The organism is Streptomyces sp. Act143, assembly GCF_003143935.1.
Classification (GTDB): Bacteria; Actinomycetota; Actinomycetes; order Streptomycetales; family Streptomycetaceae; genus Streptomyces.
On the sequence record NZ_QFRX01000001.1, the window covers coordinates 2584832 to 2599356 of the forward strand.

Genomic DNA, 14525 nt, shown 5'->3' on the forward strand with positions numbered 1-14525 from the left:
GACCTGTGGGGGATATGTGGAACACGACGTGGCGATCGCCCCCCGTCTGACCGAGAGCGCGAACGCCGTATTCACCGTGCTGGCCCGGGCGGGCAGCGCGACACGGCCGCAGCTGGCGAGCCTTGCGGGTCTGTCCAAACCGACGGTGTCCTCCGCCGTCGCCGAGCTGGAGAACGCGGGCCTCGCGGCCCACTCCGGCACCGCGTCCAGCGGAACGGGGCGCAACGCCGCCGTCTACCGGCTCGGACCGGCCGCCGGTGCCGTCCTCGCCGTCGACCTCGGCCCGGCCCTCACGCGGGTCCGTGGCTGCGCCCTGGACGGTTCCCTGCTGGCCGAGGCCACCGGCTCCCGGGCCGACGCCGCCGACGTGGTCCGCGAGGCGCTCTTCACGCTGCCCGCCGACGCGCCGATCCGTTCCATCGTCGTCGCCGTCGGTGACGTCGCCGCCCAGCAGGACGGCGCCGGGATGCGGCCCGCCACCGCCAAGGCCGGGCCGGTCTTCGACGCGGTGGCCGTCACGCTGCCCCGCGGCGTGCCCGTCCACCTGGAGAACAACGTCAACTGCGCCGCCCTCGCCGAGCTGCACGAGGGTGCCGCCCGGGGCCGCGACACCTTCGGCTACCTGCGGATCGGCGTCGGTATCGGTCTCGGCATCGTCGTCGGCGGCCGGGTGCTCAGCGGCGCCAACGGGGCCGCCGGAGAGGTCGCCCGGCTGCCCTACCCGTGGGACGACGACCAGGAGCCCCGCCACGAGGCGCTGGAGGAGTACATCGGCGCCCGCTCGCTGCTGCGCCGGGCCGCCGAGGCCTGGCAGGACGCAGAGGGACCCTGCCCGGACACCGCGGAGCGGCTCTTCGCGCTGGCCGGCGAGGGGCGGGCGGCGGCCCGTGCCGTCGTCGACCGGCACGCCAGGGACGTGGGCCGGCTGGCCGCCGCCGTGACCGCCGTACTCGACCCCGGACTGATCGTTCTCGGCGGCAGCACGGGCTCGGACCCGCAGCTCCTGCCGGGGGTGCAGGCCGAGCTGGAGCGGCTCAGCTGGCCCACCGAGGTCGTCAGCAGCACCGTGGGTGAGCTGGGCACTGTCGTGGGTGCCGCGCGGCTCGCGGTGGCCCGGGGAGTCCAAACCGTGACCCACGCCGTGCGGGCGAAGGATTGACGGTTTCGCATCGGTCTGCCAATGTCCGGACAAGCGCTTTCTAAGCCGGTCGGGACACCGGCTCAGGGTGAGCGTCCCGCCGGTACGCGACGTACGGCAGCCGCACGAGGGTGAGCTCGTGCGACGACGGCCCTCATGGCCGGGGATCCCACCCGTCGAGGCGACGCGGCCGGGCGAGGCCGCGCCCTCGGAAAGCGAACCCTCTTGCACAATGCACCCGTGCCGCCCTCTGTCGGCGCCGTGCTCCGTCCCCTAACCACGAAATGGGATCGAAGATGACCACTGTGGGTGTGCGGCGCTCTCGCCGACTCGGCCGCGGCGGTGTGCGCCGCCTGGTTCCCCTCGCTGCCGTGGCGTCGGCCGGCGCCCTGCTGCTGACCGCCTGCGGCGGGGGTTCCGACTCGGGCGGCACCTCGAAGTCGCTGACGTTCTGGATCTCCACGGTTCCGGGGCAGGACGCGGGCTGGAAGAAGATGGTGGCGCAGTACAAGAAGGAGACCGGCGTCGCCGTCAAGCTCGTCAACATCCCCTACGACGGCTACACCACGAAGCTGCACAACGCCGCGCAGGCCAACTCCCTGCCCGACGTGGCCGCCGTCCCGGCGCTGGACCCGATCTGGTCGAACAAGCTGCTCGACCTGGGCTCCATCGCCAACAACAAGACCAACAAGATCAACGGCAACTTCGTCGCGAAGGACTCGTCGGGGAAGGTGCTGTCCATCCCCTCGGACGTCACCGCCTCCGGCATGTTCATCAACAAGTCGCTGTTCGAGAAGGCCGGCGTCGACTACCCGACCTCGCCCGACAAGACCTGGACCTGGGACGAGTTCATCAAGTCGGCCAACGAGGTGCGCGAGAAGACCGACGCCAAGTACTCCCTGACGTTCGACCAGTCGCCGTCGCGGCTGCGCGCCATGGTGTACGAGATGGGCGGCAAGTACGTCCACGCCGACGACTCCGGCACGTTCTCGGTGGACGCGGCCACCAAGAAGGCCGTGAACACCTTCGTCGGCTGGAACGACGACAAGACCATGCCGAAGTCGGTGTGGACCAGCGGCGCCGACCCGTCCGCCATGTTCCAGAGCGGTGACGTCGTCGCCTACTGGTCCGGCGTGTGGCAGGTGCCCGCCTTCGCCGACAGCATCAAGAAGTTCGAGTGGGCGAGCGTCCCGACCCCCGCCCAGCCGGTGCAGGCCAGTGACGTCAACAGCGGCGGCATGGTGGTCGGCTTCAACAACAACGGCGATGCCGCCAAGGCCACCACGAAGTTCCTGTCCTGGCTGTACGAGCCGGCCCACTACAAGGCGCTGTGCGAGGCGTCCGGCTTCCTGCCGGTCGAGAGCGGCCTGAACCCGGAGTACCCCTTCAAGTCAGAGGCGGCGCAGGCGGCGTTCAAGCTCTACAACGAGGAGATCCCGCTCTACGACCCGATCTCCGGCTACTTCAACAACGCGCAGACCAACTGGGTGCTGAAGGGCAAGAGCCTCACCGAGGACCCGACCAAGACCGAGCTCGGCAAGGCGATCAACGGCCAGCAGTCGGCCGACAAGGCCCTGCAGAACATCGTGGACGGCTACAACCAGCAGGTCGGCGGCTGAGCGCAGGCCACCCCAGGCCCGGGCGGCGGGGTCGAGACACCGCCGCCCGGCCCCGGAAACCCCCTGTGACGCCGGGCCCCTGGCCTGAGCCGACCGCAACCCATTCCACCAGCACGGAGTCAGGAAGATGACAAAACGCGCCTCGGACGTGTCCGTGAGCCCGCCCAGGCGACGCAGCAAGTACACGCTCGCGCCGCTCGTCCTCATCGCACCCAACGTCGCGCTCTTCGGGCTGTTCTTCGTCTGGCCGGCGGTGATCGGGCTCGTCTACTCGTTCACGAACTACACGGGCGTGGGGGCGTTCCAGTTCATCGGACTGGACAACTACAGCAACCTGTTCGGGGACTCCACCTTCTACGACGCGCTCACCCGGACGCTGCTGTACACGGTGCTCGTCGTCCCGCTCAACTTCGTGCTCTCGCTGCTCGTCGCCAACCTGGTGGTGAGCAAGCAGGCCAAGGGCGCCTCGATCGCCCGTGTCGTCTTCTTCGTGCCGTGGCTCATCTCGCCCATCGTCGTGGGTGTCCTGTGGCGGTGGCTGTTCGGTGAGAACTTCGGACTGATCAACTACGTCATCGAGAAGCTCGGCGGCGACGCGATCGCGTGGCAGTCCAACGCGGACCTGTCGCTGGGCGTCGTGGTGATGGCCGGCGCCTGGTGGGGAACGGCCTTCTCGATGCTGCTGTTCATCGCGGCGATCAAGAACGTGCCCGCCTCCTACTACGAGGCGGCCGCGCTCGACGGGGCGGGCCCCTGGCGCCAGTTCTTCAGCATCACGCTGCCGAGCATCGCGCCCACCTCCTTCATCGTCATCCTGCTCACCACGATCAACGCGATGAAGGAATACCCGCTCTTCCTCGCCCTCAACAACGGCGGACCGGGCACGTCGAACAACCTGCTGGTCCAGTACATCTACCAAACCGGCTTCAAAACGGGCCAGATCGGCTATGCGAGCGCCGCGTCGTTCGTGCTCATGCTCATCCTGATGGCCGTCGCGATCATCCAGCTGATCGTCAACCGGCGGATGGAGAACCGATGACCACCACAGAAACGCCGCGCAAGGTCGACACCGGTTCCGTCCGGACGCCTGCCAAGAAGCAGCCGCGCAGCGGGCGACGCGGCGGGCTGCGGTCCGCGGTGTCCGCGACGACCCTGCTGTGGATTCTGGCGGCCCTCTACGGGATCCCGGTGCTGTGGTTCGTCCTCAGCTCCTTCAAGCCGGCCGGGGACCTGTTCTCCCTGCCGCTGACGCTGCTTCCGCACAACCCCACCCTGTCGGGTTACAAGGAGGCGTGGGACAGCGCCAACTTCTCCCAGTACTTCATCAACACCGCCTTCGTGTGCGTGATCACCACGATCCTCACGGTGGGCGCCAGCTGCTGCACCGGCTACGCCCTGGCGAAGTACGACAACAAGTGGCTCAAGTTCTTCTTCCTGTGCATCCTGGCCACCACGATGCTGCCGTCCGAGGTCATGCTCGCCCCGGAGTTCCTGGTCGTCCGTGACCTCGGCCTCTACAACTCCTTCGGCGGCATCATCCTCCCGGCGGTGCTCACCGCCACCGGATGCTTCATGTTCCGCCAGTTCTTCCTGACGGTCCCCGACGAACTCGTCGAGGCCGCCCGTATCGACGGCGCCCGCGAACTGTCCATCTTCCTGCGGATCATGGTGCCGATCTCCCGGCCCATCATGCTGACGCTCGCCATTCTGTCGTTCCAGTGGCGGTGGAACGACTACATCTGGCCGCTGCTGATGCTCAACGACCCCGAGAAGTTCACCGTGCAGATCGGCATCCAGAGCCTCGTCGGCGCACAGAACATCAACTGGTCGGTGCTGCTGGGCGGTTCGGTCATCTCGATGATCCCGCTGATCGCCGTCTTCCTGGTGTTCCAGCGGTACGTCATGAACGCCGACATCAACGCCGGACTGAAGGACTGACCTTGCTCCTCCCGCTCGACCACGACTTCGTCCGCGCGGCGGCGCACGCCGCCGACCGGTCGGCCGTCCCGCTCGCGGCCGACCCGGACGGGGAACCGGCCGGTGTGCCCCACCGTGCCCTGGCCCGGCGGGTGAAGACCCTGGTCGCGGCGTACCGTTCCCCGGAGTCGGCACTGCACGGCAGCAAGCAGGCCGTCGCCGCCGCGACGACCCACCTCCGCGCCCTGCGGGCCGTGCAGACCTCCACCGGTCTCTTCGCGGGCGGCGACAACGTCCAGTCACCCCCGGACTCCGCGTTCACCGTCAACGACGTGTGCGACGCGCACGTCCTCGCCGCGGGCGCCGGACCGGAACTGGCCGAGGCCACGGCCGCGCTCGCCGAGATCGCGGCCGCAGCCACCGGTCCCCTCCTGACCGGCGGCGTACACACCCCGAACCACCGCTGGGAACTGTGCGCGGCGCTGGCCCGGCTGCACCGGTCGTTCCCCGACGACCGGCTGCTCGGCCGTGTCGAGCAGTGGCTCGCCGAAGGCGTCGACATCGACGCGGAGGGCCTGTACTCGGAACGCAGTGCCGTCTACGCGTCCCACGTGACCAACCCGTCGCTGCTCCTGCTGGCCGAGGTCCTCGACCGCGCCGACCTGAGCGACGCCGTCGCCCGCAACCTCACCACCACCCTGGACCTCATCAGGCCGGACGGCACGGTGGAGACCGTCCACTCGCGACGCCAGGACCAGAGGCACCCGTACCCGCTGGGGCACTACCTGCCGCACTACCGCCTCCTCGCGATCCGCACCGGCCGCGGCGACTTCGCCCGGGCGGCACGGCTGGCGGCGGCGGCCGGCATCGACGACCCCGACCTGCTCGCCCAGACGCTCCTCACCCCGGACCTGTGCCGTGCCCTGCCGGACCCGGACGCGGAGACGCTGCCACGCGCCCGGTACCTCACCACCGCACGCCTCGCCACCCGCGCCTCGGCCGACGCGCACACCGTGGTGTACGGCGGCTCCGACGTGCCCGAGCACCGGCGCATCCGCTCCGGGCTCGCCTGCAACCCCACCTTCCTGCGCCTGTTCGCCGGCGACGCCGTCCTCGACGCGGTCCGCCTCTCCCGGGGCTTCTTCGACCTGGGCCCGTTCCGCGCCGCCGCCATGGACCCGCTCGGAGACCACCGCTACCGGCTCACCCAGACCCTCACCGCCGCCTACTACCAGCCGCTCCCGGCGGAGCGGCGGCGGGACGACGGCGCCTACCGGCTGGTGGACGAGGGACGCTTCTCCGCCGCCATGGCCTTCCCGGACCGGCCTCAGGACGAGGTCTCGCACACCACCCGGGTCGAGGTGGACCTGCGGGAGGACGGCGCCGACCTGCGGATCGACCTCAGCGGACCACCGGTGCCCTGGGCCCTGGAGCTGACCTTCCGGCCGGGCGGCGTGCCGGAGGGCGCCGTGCCGCTCGGCGGCGAACGCTGGTGCCTGACGACCAGCCCGGTCACCTACCGGGCCGGCGGCGACGAGATCCGTGTCGCGGCCGCCGTCGAGACGGGCGAGGCGCTCGCCGGACCGGACCGGAGCGAGATACTGCGGTACGACCCGGGCCAGGACCACACCGTGGTGGGCGGCACCGACGCGACCACCGGGAACCGCGTCTACCTCGGCGGGCTCGGCCCGCACACGCTGACCGTCGCCCTGCGCGCCCACCGGCCCGCCCCCGCCACGTGACCCCGAGGCCCGACGCCCAGGCCCTCTCCTCCGGCACGAAGGACTGATCCACCCGTGTACCTGCCTCACCAGCGCGGCCCGCTGCACGACCTGCCGGACACCCCGGAGGCCTACGACGCCGTCCTCGCCGACGTCACCGAGCAGGCCCTGGCCCGCCTGACGCCGGAGGGCAACCTCGAACACCCCGACTGCGTCGACGACATCGGCGACACCTCCCTCGGCATCACCTCGCTGCTGGCGTTCGCCTGGCAGCGGACCAAGGACCCACGGCTGCCGGAAGCGGTACGGCGCAGTCTCGGCTTCCATCTGCGGGAGCGGGTGTACGTCGACGACAACCCCGGCTACCCGAACCTCGCGGTCCGCAACTCCGGCCTGCCGTACGCCCGTTACACCCTGGCCGCCGGAGCGCACCCCATCGGCGACTGGCCGAGCACGGTGTGGGCGCTGCTCCAGGCGGTGAACCTCCTCGACGCGGCCGAAGGGCTGGTCGACGACGGGCAGCGCGCCGCACTCCTCGACGTGGCCCACGGCTACTGGCGCTGGCTGACCGAGGCGACCTTCTTCAACCCGCAGGAGGCGGGCAACCAGGCGATCGGCTGTGTCGTCGGCGGCCTGATGCTCGCCCGGCATCTGCCGCCCGGACACGGGGAGTCGGTCAGGGCCCGCGCGATCGAGCTGTACACCGAGAAGATCCGCGCCCACCGGGTCGCCGACCGGGGCGCGCTGCTGCCCCCCGAACACGGCGGGGCGTACGACAACAACTACGGCCCGATCTCCCTGTCGTTCCTCGCCCAGGCCCACCGGGTCAGCGGCGAGGAGATCTTCGCGCAGGACGGCGACGCGCTCGCCCGCTACCTCGACGCCCGCCTGACCAACGGCGGCTTCGACAACGGCGGCCCGCGCTACAGCGAACAGCACTCCGCCTTCGAATCGGTCCTGGGGCTGCGCTACTTCGGCGCCCGCATCGGCTCCGACCTCGGCCGCTACCGGGGCGACAGCCGCTGGGCCCGGCACGCGGTCAAGGCGGACGGCGGGGTCGACGGCCACTTCGCGTGGATGCTGGTCTGGCAGATCCAGGACACCACACGCTGGCACCGGCAGCCGTCCGAGGCCCCCGCCCGGCACCAACTGCGCGCCGGGACGGTGTCGGTGGCCTTCGACGACCGGATGACCCCGGCCGTGGTCGAGGCGGCGGGCACCTACTGCCTGCCCGCCGCCGTGAACCGGCAGCACGGCTTCGGCCCGGTCGTCGACGGCTTCCTGCTGTGCCGCCCGATGGGCGAGGTCCGGGTCCGTGACCTGCGTGTCGACGGCCTCGCGGCCAAACTCGTCACCAAGCCGGTCGTCGCCCGCGACCACGTCCTGCGCCATGTGCGGTCCCTGTACGTCACCGACGGCACGAGCCTGTGGGTGACGGTCGCCGTGGAGCGCCTCCCGGGTACGCCCTACCTGCTCGCCGGGATGCCGTACGCCGCCGACGACGGCGACCGGGTGCGCCGTACCGCCGTCGCCGAGGTCGCCGCCGCCGGGGAACTGCGGCTGACGCACCCCGAGTCGGAGGGCGCCGACCACTTCGACGCCCGCTCGGAGCAGACCCAGGAGCAGGCGGCGTTCGCACTGGCCGCCGACCCCCGGGGCTACGGCAACCCCGACGAGGGCTGGCGGCATCTGGTGTCCTCGACGGCCCTGGAGGCCGGTCCGCTGCCGGACGCCCCGGAGGACCTGCACGTCTTCGCCGTGCGCTACGGCCCCGGCCGGGAGTTCGCCCCTGTCGTCCGGTACGGCGAGGACGGGCTGACCGTGCGCACCGAGGCCTTCACCGCCGTCGTCGGCGATCCCGCCGGAGACGCCCACGGGGAACCGGAGTTGGCGTTGCGCGCCTGACGTTCTACTTGAAGGCGGCGGCGTACCGTCGCGCCCAGTCCGCGAAGGTGCCCGGCGCCCGTCCGGTGACGCGCTCGACATCGGGGCTGACACGCTGCTCGACCGGGGTGGGCGCGCCGAGGAGTTCGAGGGTCGTGTCGGCCACCTGCTCGGGCATGAACCGCAGCAGCCGTGCCCGGGCCTCGTCGCGCCGCAGCTCGACGAACCGGACCTCCTCGCCCAGCGCCTCCCCGAGGGCGGCGGCCTGCTGGCGGGGCGTCACAACGGCCGGCCCGGTCAACTCGTAAGCCTGGCCCGCGTGTTCGCTGCCACCCAGGGCGACCGCGGCCACCGCTGCGATGTCGGCCGGGTCGACCGTGGGCAGGCCGACATCGCCGAACGGCGCGGCGACGGTCCGCTGTTCCCGTACGGACTCCGCCCACTGGAACGCGTTGGAGTGGAAGCCGCCCGGCCGCAGCAGCGTCCACTCCAGGCCGGACCCCCGCACGGCCTCCTCGATGGCGCGGCCCGTGCCGCCGTGCGAGGCCGACTCCGGCCTGGTCACCACGCCCAGCGAGGACAGCAGGACGACTCGCCGCACTCCGCCGGCCCTGGCCGCGTCCAGCAGACGCGGCACGTCGAGCAGATGCGCGACGGGGCCGCCGTCGTGCAGGAACAGCGCCTCCGCCCCGTCGAACACGGGCCTGAGGCTCTCGGGGTCCGTCAACTCCGCCCGCCGCGGCCGGACGCCGTCCGGCACGTCCGTCTCGGCGATCCGCCGGGACGTCGCCGTCACCTGAGCCCCCGACCCGGCCAGCGTCCGGACCAGTTCCCGGCCGACGTTCCCCGTCGCCCCCGTCACCACGATCATGAGCAACTCCCTTGTGAGACCGGCTCTGTTGCCGATGAAGGGACGCTAACACCGTGGATATAGTAGGTACCTAGAGGAAAGTGACTACCCCGGAGGGATGCGGATGCGGGTCACCGACACCGCCACGGAGCCTGAACTCGCCTGCCCCATAGGCCCGGTGGTGGACATCGTGTTCAGCCGCTGGACCACCCCGATCCTGTGGAGCCTGCACGCGCACGGCCGGCAGCGCTTCGTCGAGCTGGAGCGGCGCATCACCAGGATCACGCCGAAGGTGCTGACCCAGCGGCTGCGCCAGCTGGAACGGGACGGCCTGGTCGTGCGGACGTACCACCCGGAGGTGCCGCCGCGGGTCGAGTACGAGATCAGCGAACTGGGCCGCAGCCTGGCGCCGCTCTTCGCGCACCTGGCCGAGTGGTCGACCGAGCACCTCGACGAGGTCGAGAAGGCCAGGCAGGCCTACGACACGGCCTGACGGGACTACGGCACGGCCTGACAGGGCCTACGGCACGGCCTGACAGGCATACGACATCGCCTGACGGGCCTACGGCACCGCTTGACGCCCCGGGACGGCGAGTGCGGCGACCGGCACGACCAGGTCCGCCCGTTCCCGGGTCGCCGCGACCAGCTCGGCGTTGCGCTGGTCCGTGCGCAGCACCCAGGCCACGGCCTCCTCGTGCCCCTTGCCGAACTCCTCGTGACGGGCCACCAGGCGCCGGACCCGTTCGCCCTCCGCCAGCTCGCAGAACCACACCTCGTCCAACTGCTCCCGCACCCGCGCCCACGCGCCCGTGCCGAGCAGCAGATAGTTCCCCTCGGTCACCACCAGCCGGGCCGACGCGGGCACCGGCACCGCCCCGGCGATCGGCTGCTCCAGCACCCGCTCGAAGCCCGGCGCGTACACCACGTCGGTACCGTCCTCCTCGGCGCGCAGCCGCCGCAGCAGCGCCGCATAGCCCGCCGCGTCGAAGGTGGCGGGCGCGCCCTTGCGGTCCCGCAGCCCCAGCCGGTCCAGTTCGACGTCGGCGAGGTGGAAGCCGTCCATGGGAACGTGCGCCACCCACGGCTCGCCGCCCGCGTTGAGCTCCCGCACCAGCGCCTCGGCGAGCGTCGTCTTGCCCGCGCCGGGGCTGCCCGCGATGCCCAGGAGCGCGCGCCGGTCGCCCCGCGCGAGGGAGCGGGCGCGCGCGAGCAGGTCGTCGAATGTCAGCGGCACACTGGAGAGTGTGCCACCCGGCCGGGCCGTGATCCTGGCCCGGAACACAGGGAGAGGGGGACGCAGGAGGGAGCCGCCACCGTGCCGGACGAGCCAGACGTGCCAGACGAGTCCGAGGTGTCCGCCGAGCCGGACGGGGCCGACGACGCCGCACAGATCCGCACGCTGATCACGAAGTGGGCCGAAGCCGTCCACCGGGGCGACCTCGACGGCGTCGTCGCGGACCACGCCGACGACATCGTCATGTACGACGTACCGCCGCCCCACCACGGCATCCACGGGCTCGCCGCCTACAGCGCGGCCTGGCCGCCGTTCTTCGTCTGGCAGGCCCAGGGCGCCTGCTTCGACATCGAGTCCCTCGACGTGACCGCGGGCGCCGACGTGGCCTACGCCCACGCGCTGCTGCGCTGCGCGACCCCCGAGGAACTCGCCGTGCATCCGGGCCTCCGGCTGCGGCTGACCTTCGGCCTGCGCAAGGAGAACGGCCGCTGGCTGGTCGCGCACGAGCACCACTCGTTCCCCCACGACTGACCGGCCCCACCCGGAACCTGCACGCCGGGCCGGTCGTCATACACCTGGGCGAACTTCGCACCGCACGAGCACGGACTGCGGGTTATTTTGTCCGTGCTCCAGTTCGTTTTCACGGCTCCCGACCAGGGCCGAGCACCTCCATGGCATACACGGGGTAAGGGGTGGACGATGGCGCACGGCATGAATGCCCTGCTCGCCGAAGTACGACGGATCGACTGGGTGACCATGCCCGTCGCGTCCCGGCGCCGGCGGGGCGATGTCCTGCTCGCCGCCGTCGCCGGGGTCTTCGTCCTGGCTCAGCTGCTCCTCGTACGGCCGGGCATGGGCCTCGGCTGGGACGAGACCGTGTACGTCAGCCAGGTCGGGACCCAGGCGCCGCCCGCCTTCTTCAGCGCACCACGCGCGCGGGGGGTCTCCCTGCTGGTGGCACCCGTCGCGTCCTGGTCCACCTCCACCGAACTGCTGCGCGTCTACCTCGCCGTGCTCTCCGGGCTCGGTCTCTACGTCGGCCTGCGCGTGTGGCACGGACTGTTCCGGTACCGCGTCCTGGCGGGCGCGGGGGCGCTGTTCGCCACCCTGTGGGTGACACTCTTCTACGGCCCGCAGGCCATGCCCAACTACTGGGTCGCCATCGGCGCGCTGGTCACCGTGGGCTGCTTCCTGAAGGGCCGTGTGTGGGGTGTGCTGGCGGGCGCCGCCCTCATGGCGTGGATGCGGCCCACGGACGCGGTCTGGGTGACGGTGCCGCTGTTCGTGTTCGCGGTGGCGGCCCGGCGGTGGCGGCCGCTCGCCGCCCTCGCCACGGGGCTCGCCCTCGGCGCCGTGCAGTGGGTGATCGAGGCGTACGTCTCGTTCGGCGGCCTGACCGAGCGACTTGATGAGGCCTCCCGCATCCAGGGCGGACTCGGCTGGAACATCGCCGTCGACGACCAGATGCGCAGTCAGGTGGGACGCGCGCTGTGCCGTCCGTGCGACGGATCGATGCCGAACCCGCTGATCACGGCATGGCTGTACGTCCTTCCGGTACTCGCCGTCCTCGGTCTCGTCGTCGCCGTCCGCGCGGGCCGCACCACGCGCACCCTGGTCCCGTTCGCCTGCGCCGTCACGGCGGCCGTCCCCTACCTGTTCATGATCGGATACGCCGCGCCGCGCTTCCTGCTGCCCGCCTACGCGCTGCTCGCGCTCCCGGTCGCCGACGCGCTGCTCCACCTGGCCATCAGGCCGAACGGCACGTGGCGGCCCGTGGCCGCGACCTTGGTGGCGCTCGGCCTGACCGCGCATCTGGCCGTCCAGATGAACGTCCTGGACCGCGCGGTCTCCAACGCCACCGCCGCCCGCGACGGCTGGGAGCGGACCGCGGCCGAACTGCACCGCCTCGGTGTCCGCCCGCCCTGTCTGCTCACCGGGCACGAGGCCATCCCCGTGGCCTACTACACCGGCTGCTCCTCCGCGGCGACCGGCGGCCACAACGCCAACTCCACCACCGCCGAGATCCACGAGACGGCCCGTCACATCCCGGTCGCGTACCTCACCCCGCCGGAGGGCGGCACGGCCGGGTACGCCCACGACTGGACGCCCCACCAGGCCGGCGGGGTGCTCGTGCGGCTGGCGCCGCCGGGTGCGGCGGGCGGTGGCGGATGACGTCCGAACCGGTCGTCCTCAGCCCCCCTCGAAAACGGGTCTACTGGCACGCCGCCGTGACCCTCGCCGTGCTGGTGGGCATCGCCTGTCTGGCACGGCGGCACTGGCCGGTGCTGGAACGCGGGGCCGTGCGGCTCGCCGTCGCGGACCAGGGCTGGCTGCTCGTGGGCGGGGTCGCGGCCGCCGCGACCTGGGTGTGCGCCGCGCTGGCCCAGCAGGGCGCGGTCGTGCCCCGGTTGCCCCAAGGGAGGCTGGTGGCCGCGCAGTTCGCCGCCGGTTCCGCCAACCACCTGATGCCCGCCGGGCTCGGCGCCGGCGCGGTGAACCTCCGCTTCCTGATGCGCTGCGGTCTGCCCGCCGGGCGGGCCGCGAGCGCCCTCGCCGTCAAGGGGACCGCCGCCGCGATCGTCCGCGCCCTCCTGATCGTCGCCCTGGCGGCGGCCTGCCCGGGCGTGCTGCGGATGCCGCGGCCGGACCTGCGCATCCTGGCCGCCCTGTGCGCCGCCGTCGTCTGTGTGACCGTCCTCCTCGCCTGGCCGCGCTGCCGCCGCGCTCTCGCGGTCGTCCTCGCGGACATCAGAGCCGTCCACGCCAACCCGCCCCGGGCAGCGGCCCTGTGGGGCGGACAGCTGGCCTTCGCCGCCCTGCACGCGCTCGTGCTGATCGCCGTCAGCCAGGCCGTCGCCCTCCCCCTGCCGCCGGCCCGGGTGGCGCTCCTCTACGTCGCCGCCAGCAGCGCCGCCGCCCTGCTGCCCACCCCCGGCGGCCTCGGCTCCCTCGACGCCGCCCTCGCCTTCGCCCTCACCGCGAGCGGCGCCCCGGGCACCGCCGCCGCGTCCGCGGTGCTCGGCTACCGCCTCCTGACGGTGTGGCTGCCCCTGGTCCCGGGGCTGGTGGTGCTGGCCGTACTGGTACGCCGTAAAGCCCTCTGAGCCCGACCGGCGCACGCCTTCCGAGCCTGCCCGGAGTGAGCCGTCCGAGCCCGAACGGTGTTTCCGCCGCATGGACTTCAGGTAGGACTGGTGCGTCGGCCCGGAGACGACCGAGGGGGAACACGATGACGGCGAACGACCAGGGCGGACGGCTGGGTGAGGAGTTCTTCACCCCCGGGACCTCGTCCTTCACCGAGTTCCTGACCGCCCACCGGCCCGCGCTGCTGCCCACCCGCAAGCCCTTCCCGGACCACGTCCGCGCCGCGCCCGGCCGCTTCCCGCACGGCACCACCGTGCTCGCCCTCGCCTACCGCGACGGTGTGCTCATCGCGGGCGACCGCAGGGCCACGATGGGCAACCTCATCGCCCAGCGCGACCTGGAGAAGGTGCACCCCGCCGACGACTACACCGCCGTCGCCTTCGCGGGCACCGTCGGTCTCGCCCTCGACATGGTGAAGCTGTACCAGGTCGAGCTGACGCACTTCGAGAAGATCGAGGGCATCCCGATGACCCTCAACGCCAAGGCGCGGCGCCTCGCGGGCATGATCCGGCAGAACCTCGGCCAGGCCATGCAGGGCCTCGCCGTCGTCCCTCTCCTCACCGGCTACGACGACACGGCGCCCGAGGGGGAGCGGGGCCGCATCTTCAGCTTCGACGTCGCCGGGGGCCTGTACGAGAAGAAGGGCTTCCACGCCGAGGGCTCCGGTTCGCCCTATGCCCGGGGTGCGCTGAAGAAGCTGTTCCGGCGGGGCATGACCCGGCGCGAGGCCGCGCTCGCCGCTCTCCAGGCGCTGTACGACGCGGCGGACGACGACTCCGCGACCGGCGGCCCCGACATCAACCGGCGGATCTTCCCGATCGTCTCGGTCATCACCGAGGACGGCTTCGAGCGGCTGGCGGAGCCGGAGACGGAGGAGCTCAGCCGCGAGATGGTCGAGCAGCGCCGCACCCGCCCGGACGGCCCCAGCGCGACGCCGTGAGAAGGCGCGCGACGTCCTGAGGGTGCGCGCCATGCCGTGACCACGCTCTTTCCCCTCCCGTGGGAAAGATCTGCCACG

The 14525-nt window shown here is 72.0% G+C and carries 13 protein-coding genes; 11 read left to right on the plus strand and 2 right to left on the minus strand.

The window, feature by feature from the left end:
* Positions 1-28: 28 nt before the first annotated feature.
* From DI272_RS11575 to DI272_RS11600, 6 genes are all read left to right on the plus strand, one after another.
* Entirely contained in the window at positions 29-1159 is a 1131-nt protein-coding gene (locus DI272_RS11575; RefSeq protein ID WP_258314525.1) for an ROK family transcriptional regulator, read from the plus strand.
* Positions 1160-1434: 275 nt separating this feature from the next.
* Positions 1435-2757, plus strand: a complete 1323-nt coding sequence (locus DI272_RS11580; RefSeq protein ID WP_109500794.1) for an extracellular solute-binding protein — start codon at positions 1435-1437, stop codon at positions 2755-2757.
* A gap of 127 nt (positions 2758-2884) precedes the next feature.
* Positions 2885-3796 (plus strand): carbohydrate ABC transporter permease, encoded by a 912-nt coding sequence (locus tag DI272_RS11585; RefSeq protein ID WP_109495281.1) that lies wholly within the window; start codon positions 2885-2887, stop codon positions 3794-3796.
* A complete protein-coding gene (locus DI272_RS11590; RefSeq protein ID WP_109495282.1) occupies positions 3793-4695 on the plus strand; it encodes a carbohydrate ABC transporter permease in 903 nt (300 codons plus the stop codon). The genes DI272_RS11585 and DI272_RS11590 overlap by 4 nt, the downstream gene beginning before the upstream one ends.
* Positions 4696-4697: 2 nt before the next feature.
* Entirely contained in the window at positions 4698-6416 is a 1719-nt protein-coding gene (locus DI272_RS11595) for a hypothetical protein (protein ID WP_109495283.1), read from the plus strand.
* Positions 6417-6470: 54 nt separating this feature from the next.
* On the plus strand, positions 6471-8300 hold the full coding sequence (locus DI272_RS11600; RefSeq protein ID WP_109495284.1) for a hypothetical protein: 1830 nt from the start codon (positions 6471-6473) through the stop codon (positions 8298-8300).
* Positions 8301-8304: 4 nt separating this feature from the next.
* Here DI272_RS11600 and DI272_RS11605 read toward each other — a convergent pair whose 3' ends face one another.
* Positions 8305-9150 carry an SDR family oxidoreductase gene (locus DI272_RS11605; protein ID WP_109495285.1) on the minus strand — a complete coding sequence of 282 codons (846 nt, stop codon included), beginning with the start codon at positions 9148-9150 and terminating at the stop codon, positions 8305-8307.
* Between the two features lie 103 nt (positions 9151-9253).
* Between DI272_RS11605 and DI272_RS11610 the strand changes: the two genes are divergently transcribed.
* On the plus strand, positions 9254-9622 hold the full coding sequence (locus tag DI272_RS11610; RefSeq protein ID WP_109500795.1) for a helix-turn-helix domain-containing protein: 369 nt from the start codon (positions 9254-9256) through the stop codon (positions 9620-9622).
* A gap of 69 nt (positions 9623-9691) precedes the next feature.
* On the opposite strand, the gene DI272_RS11615 is transcribed toward DI272_RS11610, so the two are convergent.
* Positions 9692-10363 carry a nucleoside/nucleotide kinase family protein gene (locus DI272_RS11615; protein ID WP_109495286.1) on the minus strand — a complete coding sequence of 224 codons (672 nt, stop codon included), beginning with the start codon at positions 10361-10363 and terminating at the stop codon, positions 9692-9694.
* A 99-nt stretch (positions 10364-10462) separates the two neighbouring features.
* Here DI272_RS11615 and DI272_RS11620 point away from each other — a divergent pair, with 99 nt between their 5' ends.
* The 4 genes from DI272_RS11620 to prcB all read left to right on the plus strand — a co-directional run bounded on the left by DI272_RS11620 (position 10463) and on the right by prcB (position 14447).
* Positions 10463-10894, plus strand: a complete 432-nt coding sequence (locus tag DI272_RS11620) for an SgcJ/EcaC family oxidoreductase (protein WP_258314526.1) — start codon at positions 10463-10465, stop codon at positions 10892-10894.
* 168 nt (positions 10895-11062) lie between these two features.
* Positions 11063-12535, plus strand: coding sequence for a hypothetical protein (locus tag DI272_RS11625; RefSeq protein ID WP_109495287.1), 1473 nt, complete (start codon positions 11063-11065; stop codon positions 12533-12535).
* Positions 12532-13467 carry a lysylphosphatidylglycerol synthase transmembrane domain-containing protein gene (locus DI272_RS11630; protein WP_109495288.1) on the plus strand — a complete coding sequence of 312 codons (936 nt, stop codon included), beginning with the start codon at positions 12532-12534 and terminating at the stop codon, positions 13465-13467. Before DI272_RS11625 ends, DI272_RS11630 begins: the two co-directional genes overlap by 4 nt.
* Before the next feature lie 125 nt (positions 13468-13592).
* Entirely contained in the window at positions 13593-14447 is an 855-nt protein-coding gene (gene prcB, locus DI272_RS11635) for a proteasome subunit beta (RefSeq protein WP_109495289.1), read from the plus strand.
* The last annotated feature ends 78 nt before the right edge of the window (positions 14448-14525 follow it).

Excerpts from the sequence above, each read along its gene's own strand:
- DI272_RS11610 (WP_109500795.1), top strand. The coding sequence starts at position 9,254 with ATGCGGGTCACCGACACCGCCACGGAGCCTGAACTCGCCTGCCCCATA.
- DI272_RS11580 (WP_109500794.1), top strand. The coding sequence starts at position 1,435 with ATGACCACTGTGGGTGTGCGGCGCTCTCGCCGACTCGGCCGCGGCGGT.
- DI272_RS11585 (WP_109495281.1), top strand. The coding sequence starts at position 2,885 with ATGACAAAACGCGCCTCGGACGTGTCCGTGAGCCCGCCCAGGCGACGC.
- DI272_RS11630 (WP_109495288.1), top strand. The coding sequence starts at position 12,532 with ATGACGTCCGAACCGGTCGTCCTCAGCCCCCCTCGAAAACGGGTCTAC.
- prcB (WP_109495289.1), top strand. The coding sequence starts at position 13,593 with ATGACGGCGAACGACCAGGGCGGACGGCTGGGTGAGGAGTTCTTCACC.
- DI272_RS11625 (WP_109495287.1), top strand. The coding sequence starts at position 11,063 with ATGGCGCACGGCATGAATGCCCTGCTCGCCGAAGTACGACGGATCGAC.
- DI272_RS11605 (WP_109495285.1), bottom strand. The coding sequence starts at position 9,150 with ATGATCGTGGTGACGGGGGCGACGGGGAACGTCGGCCGGGAACTGGTC.
- DI272_RS11590 (WP_109495282.1), top strand. The coding sequence starts at position 3,793 with ATGACCACCACAGAAACGCCGCGCAAGGTCGACACCGGTTCCGTCCGG.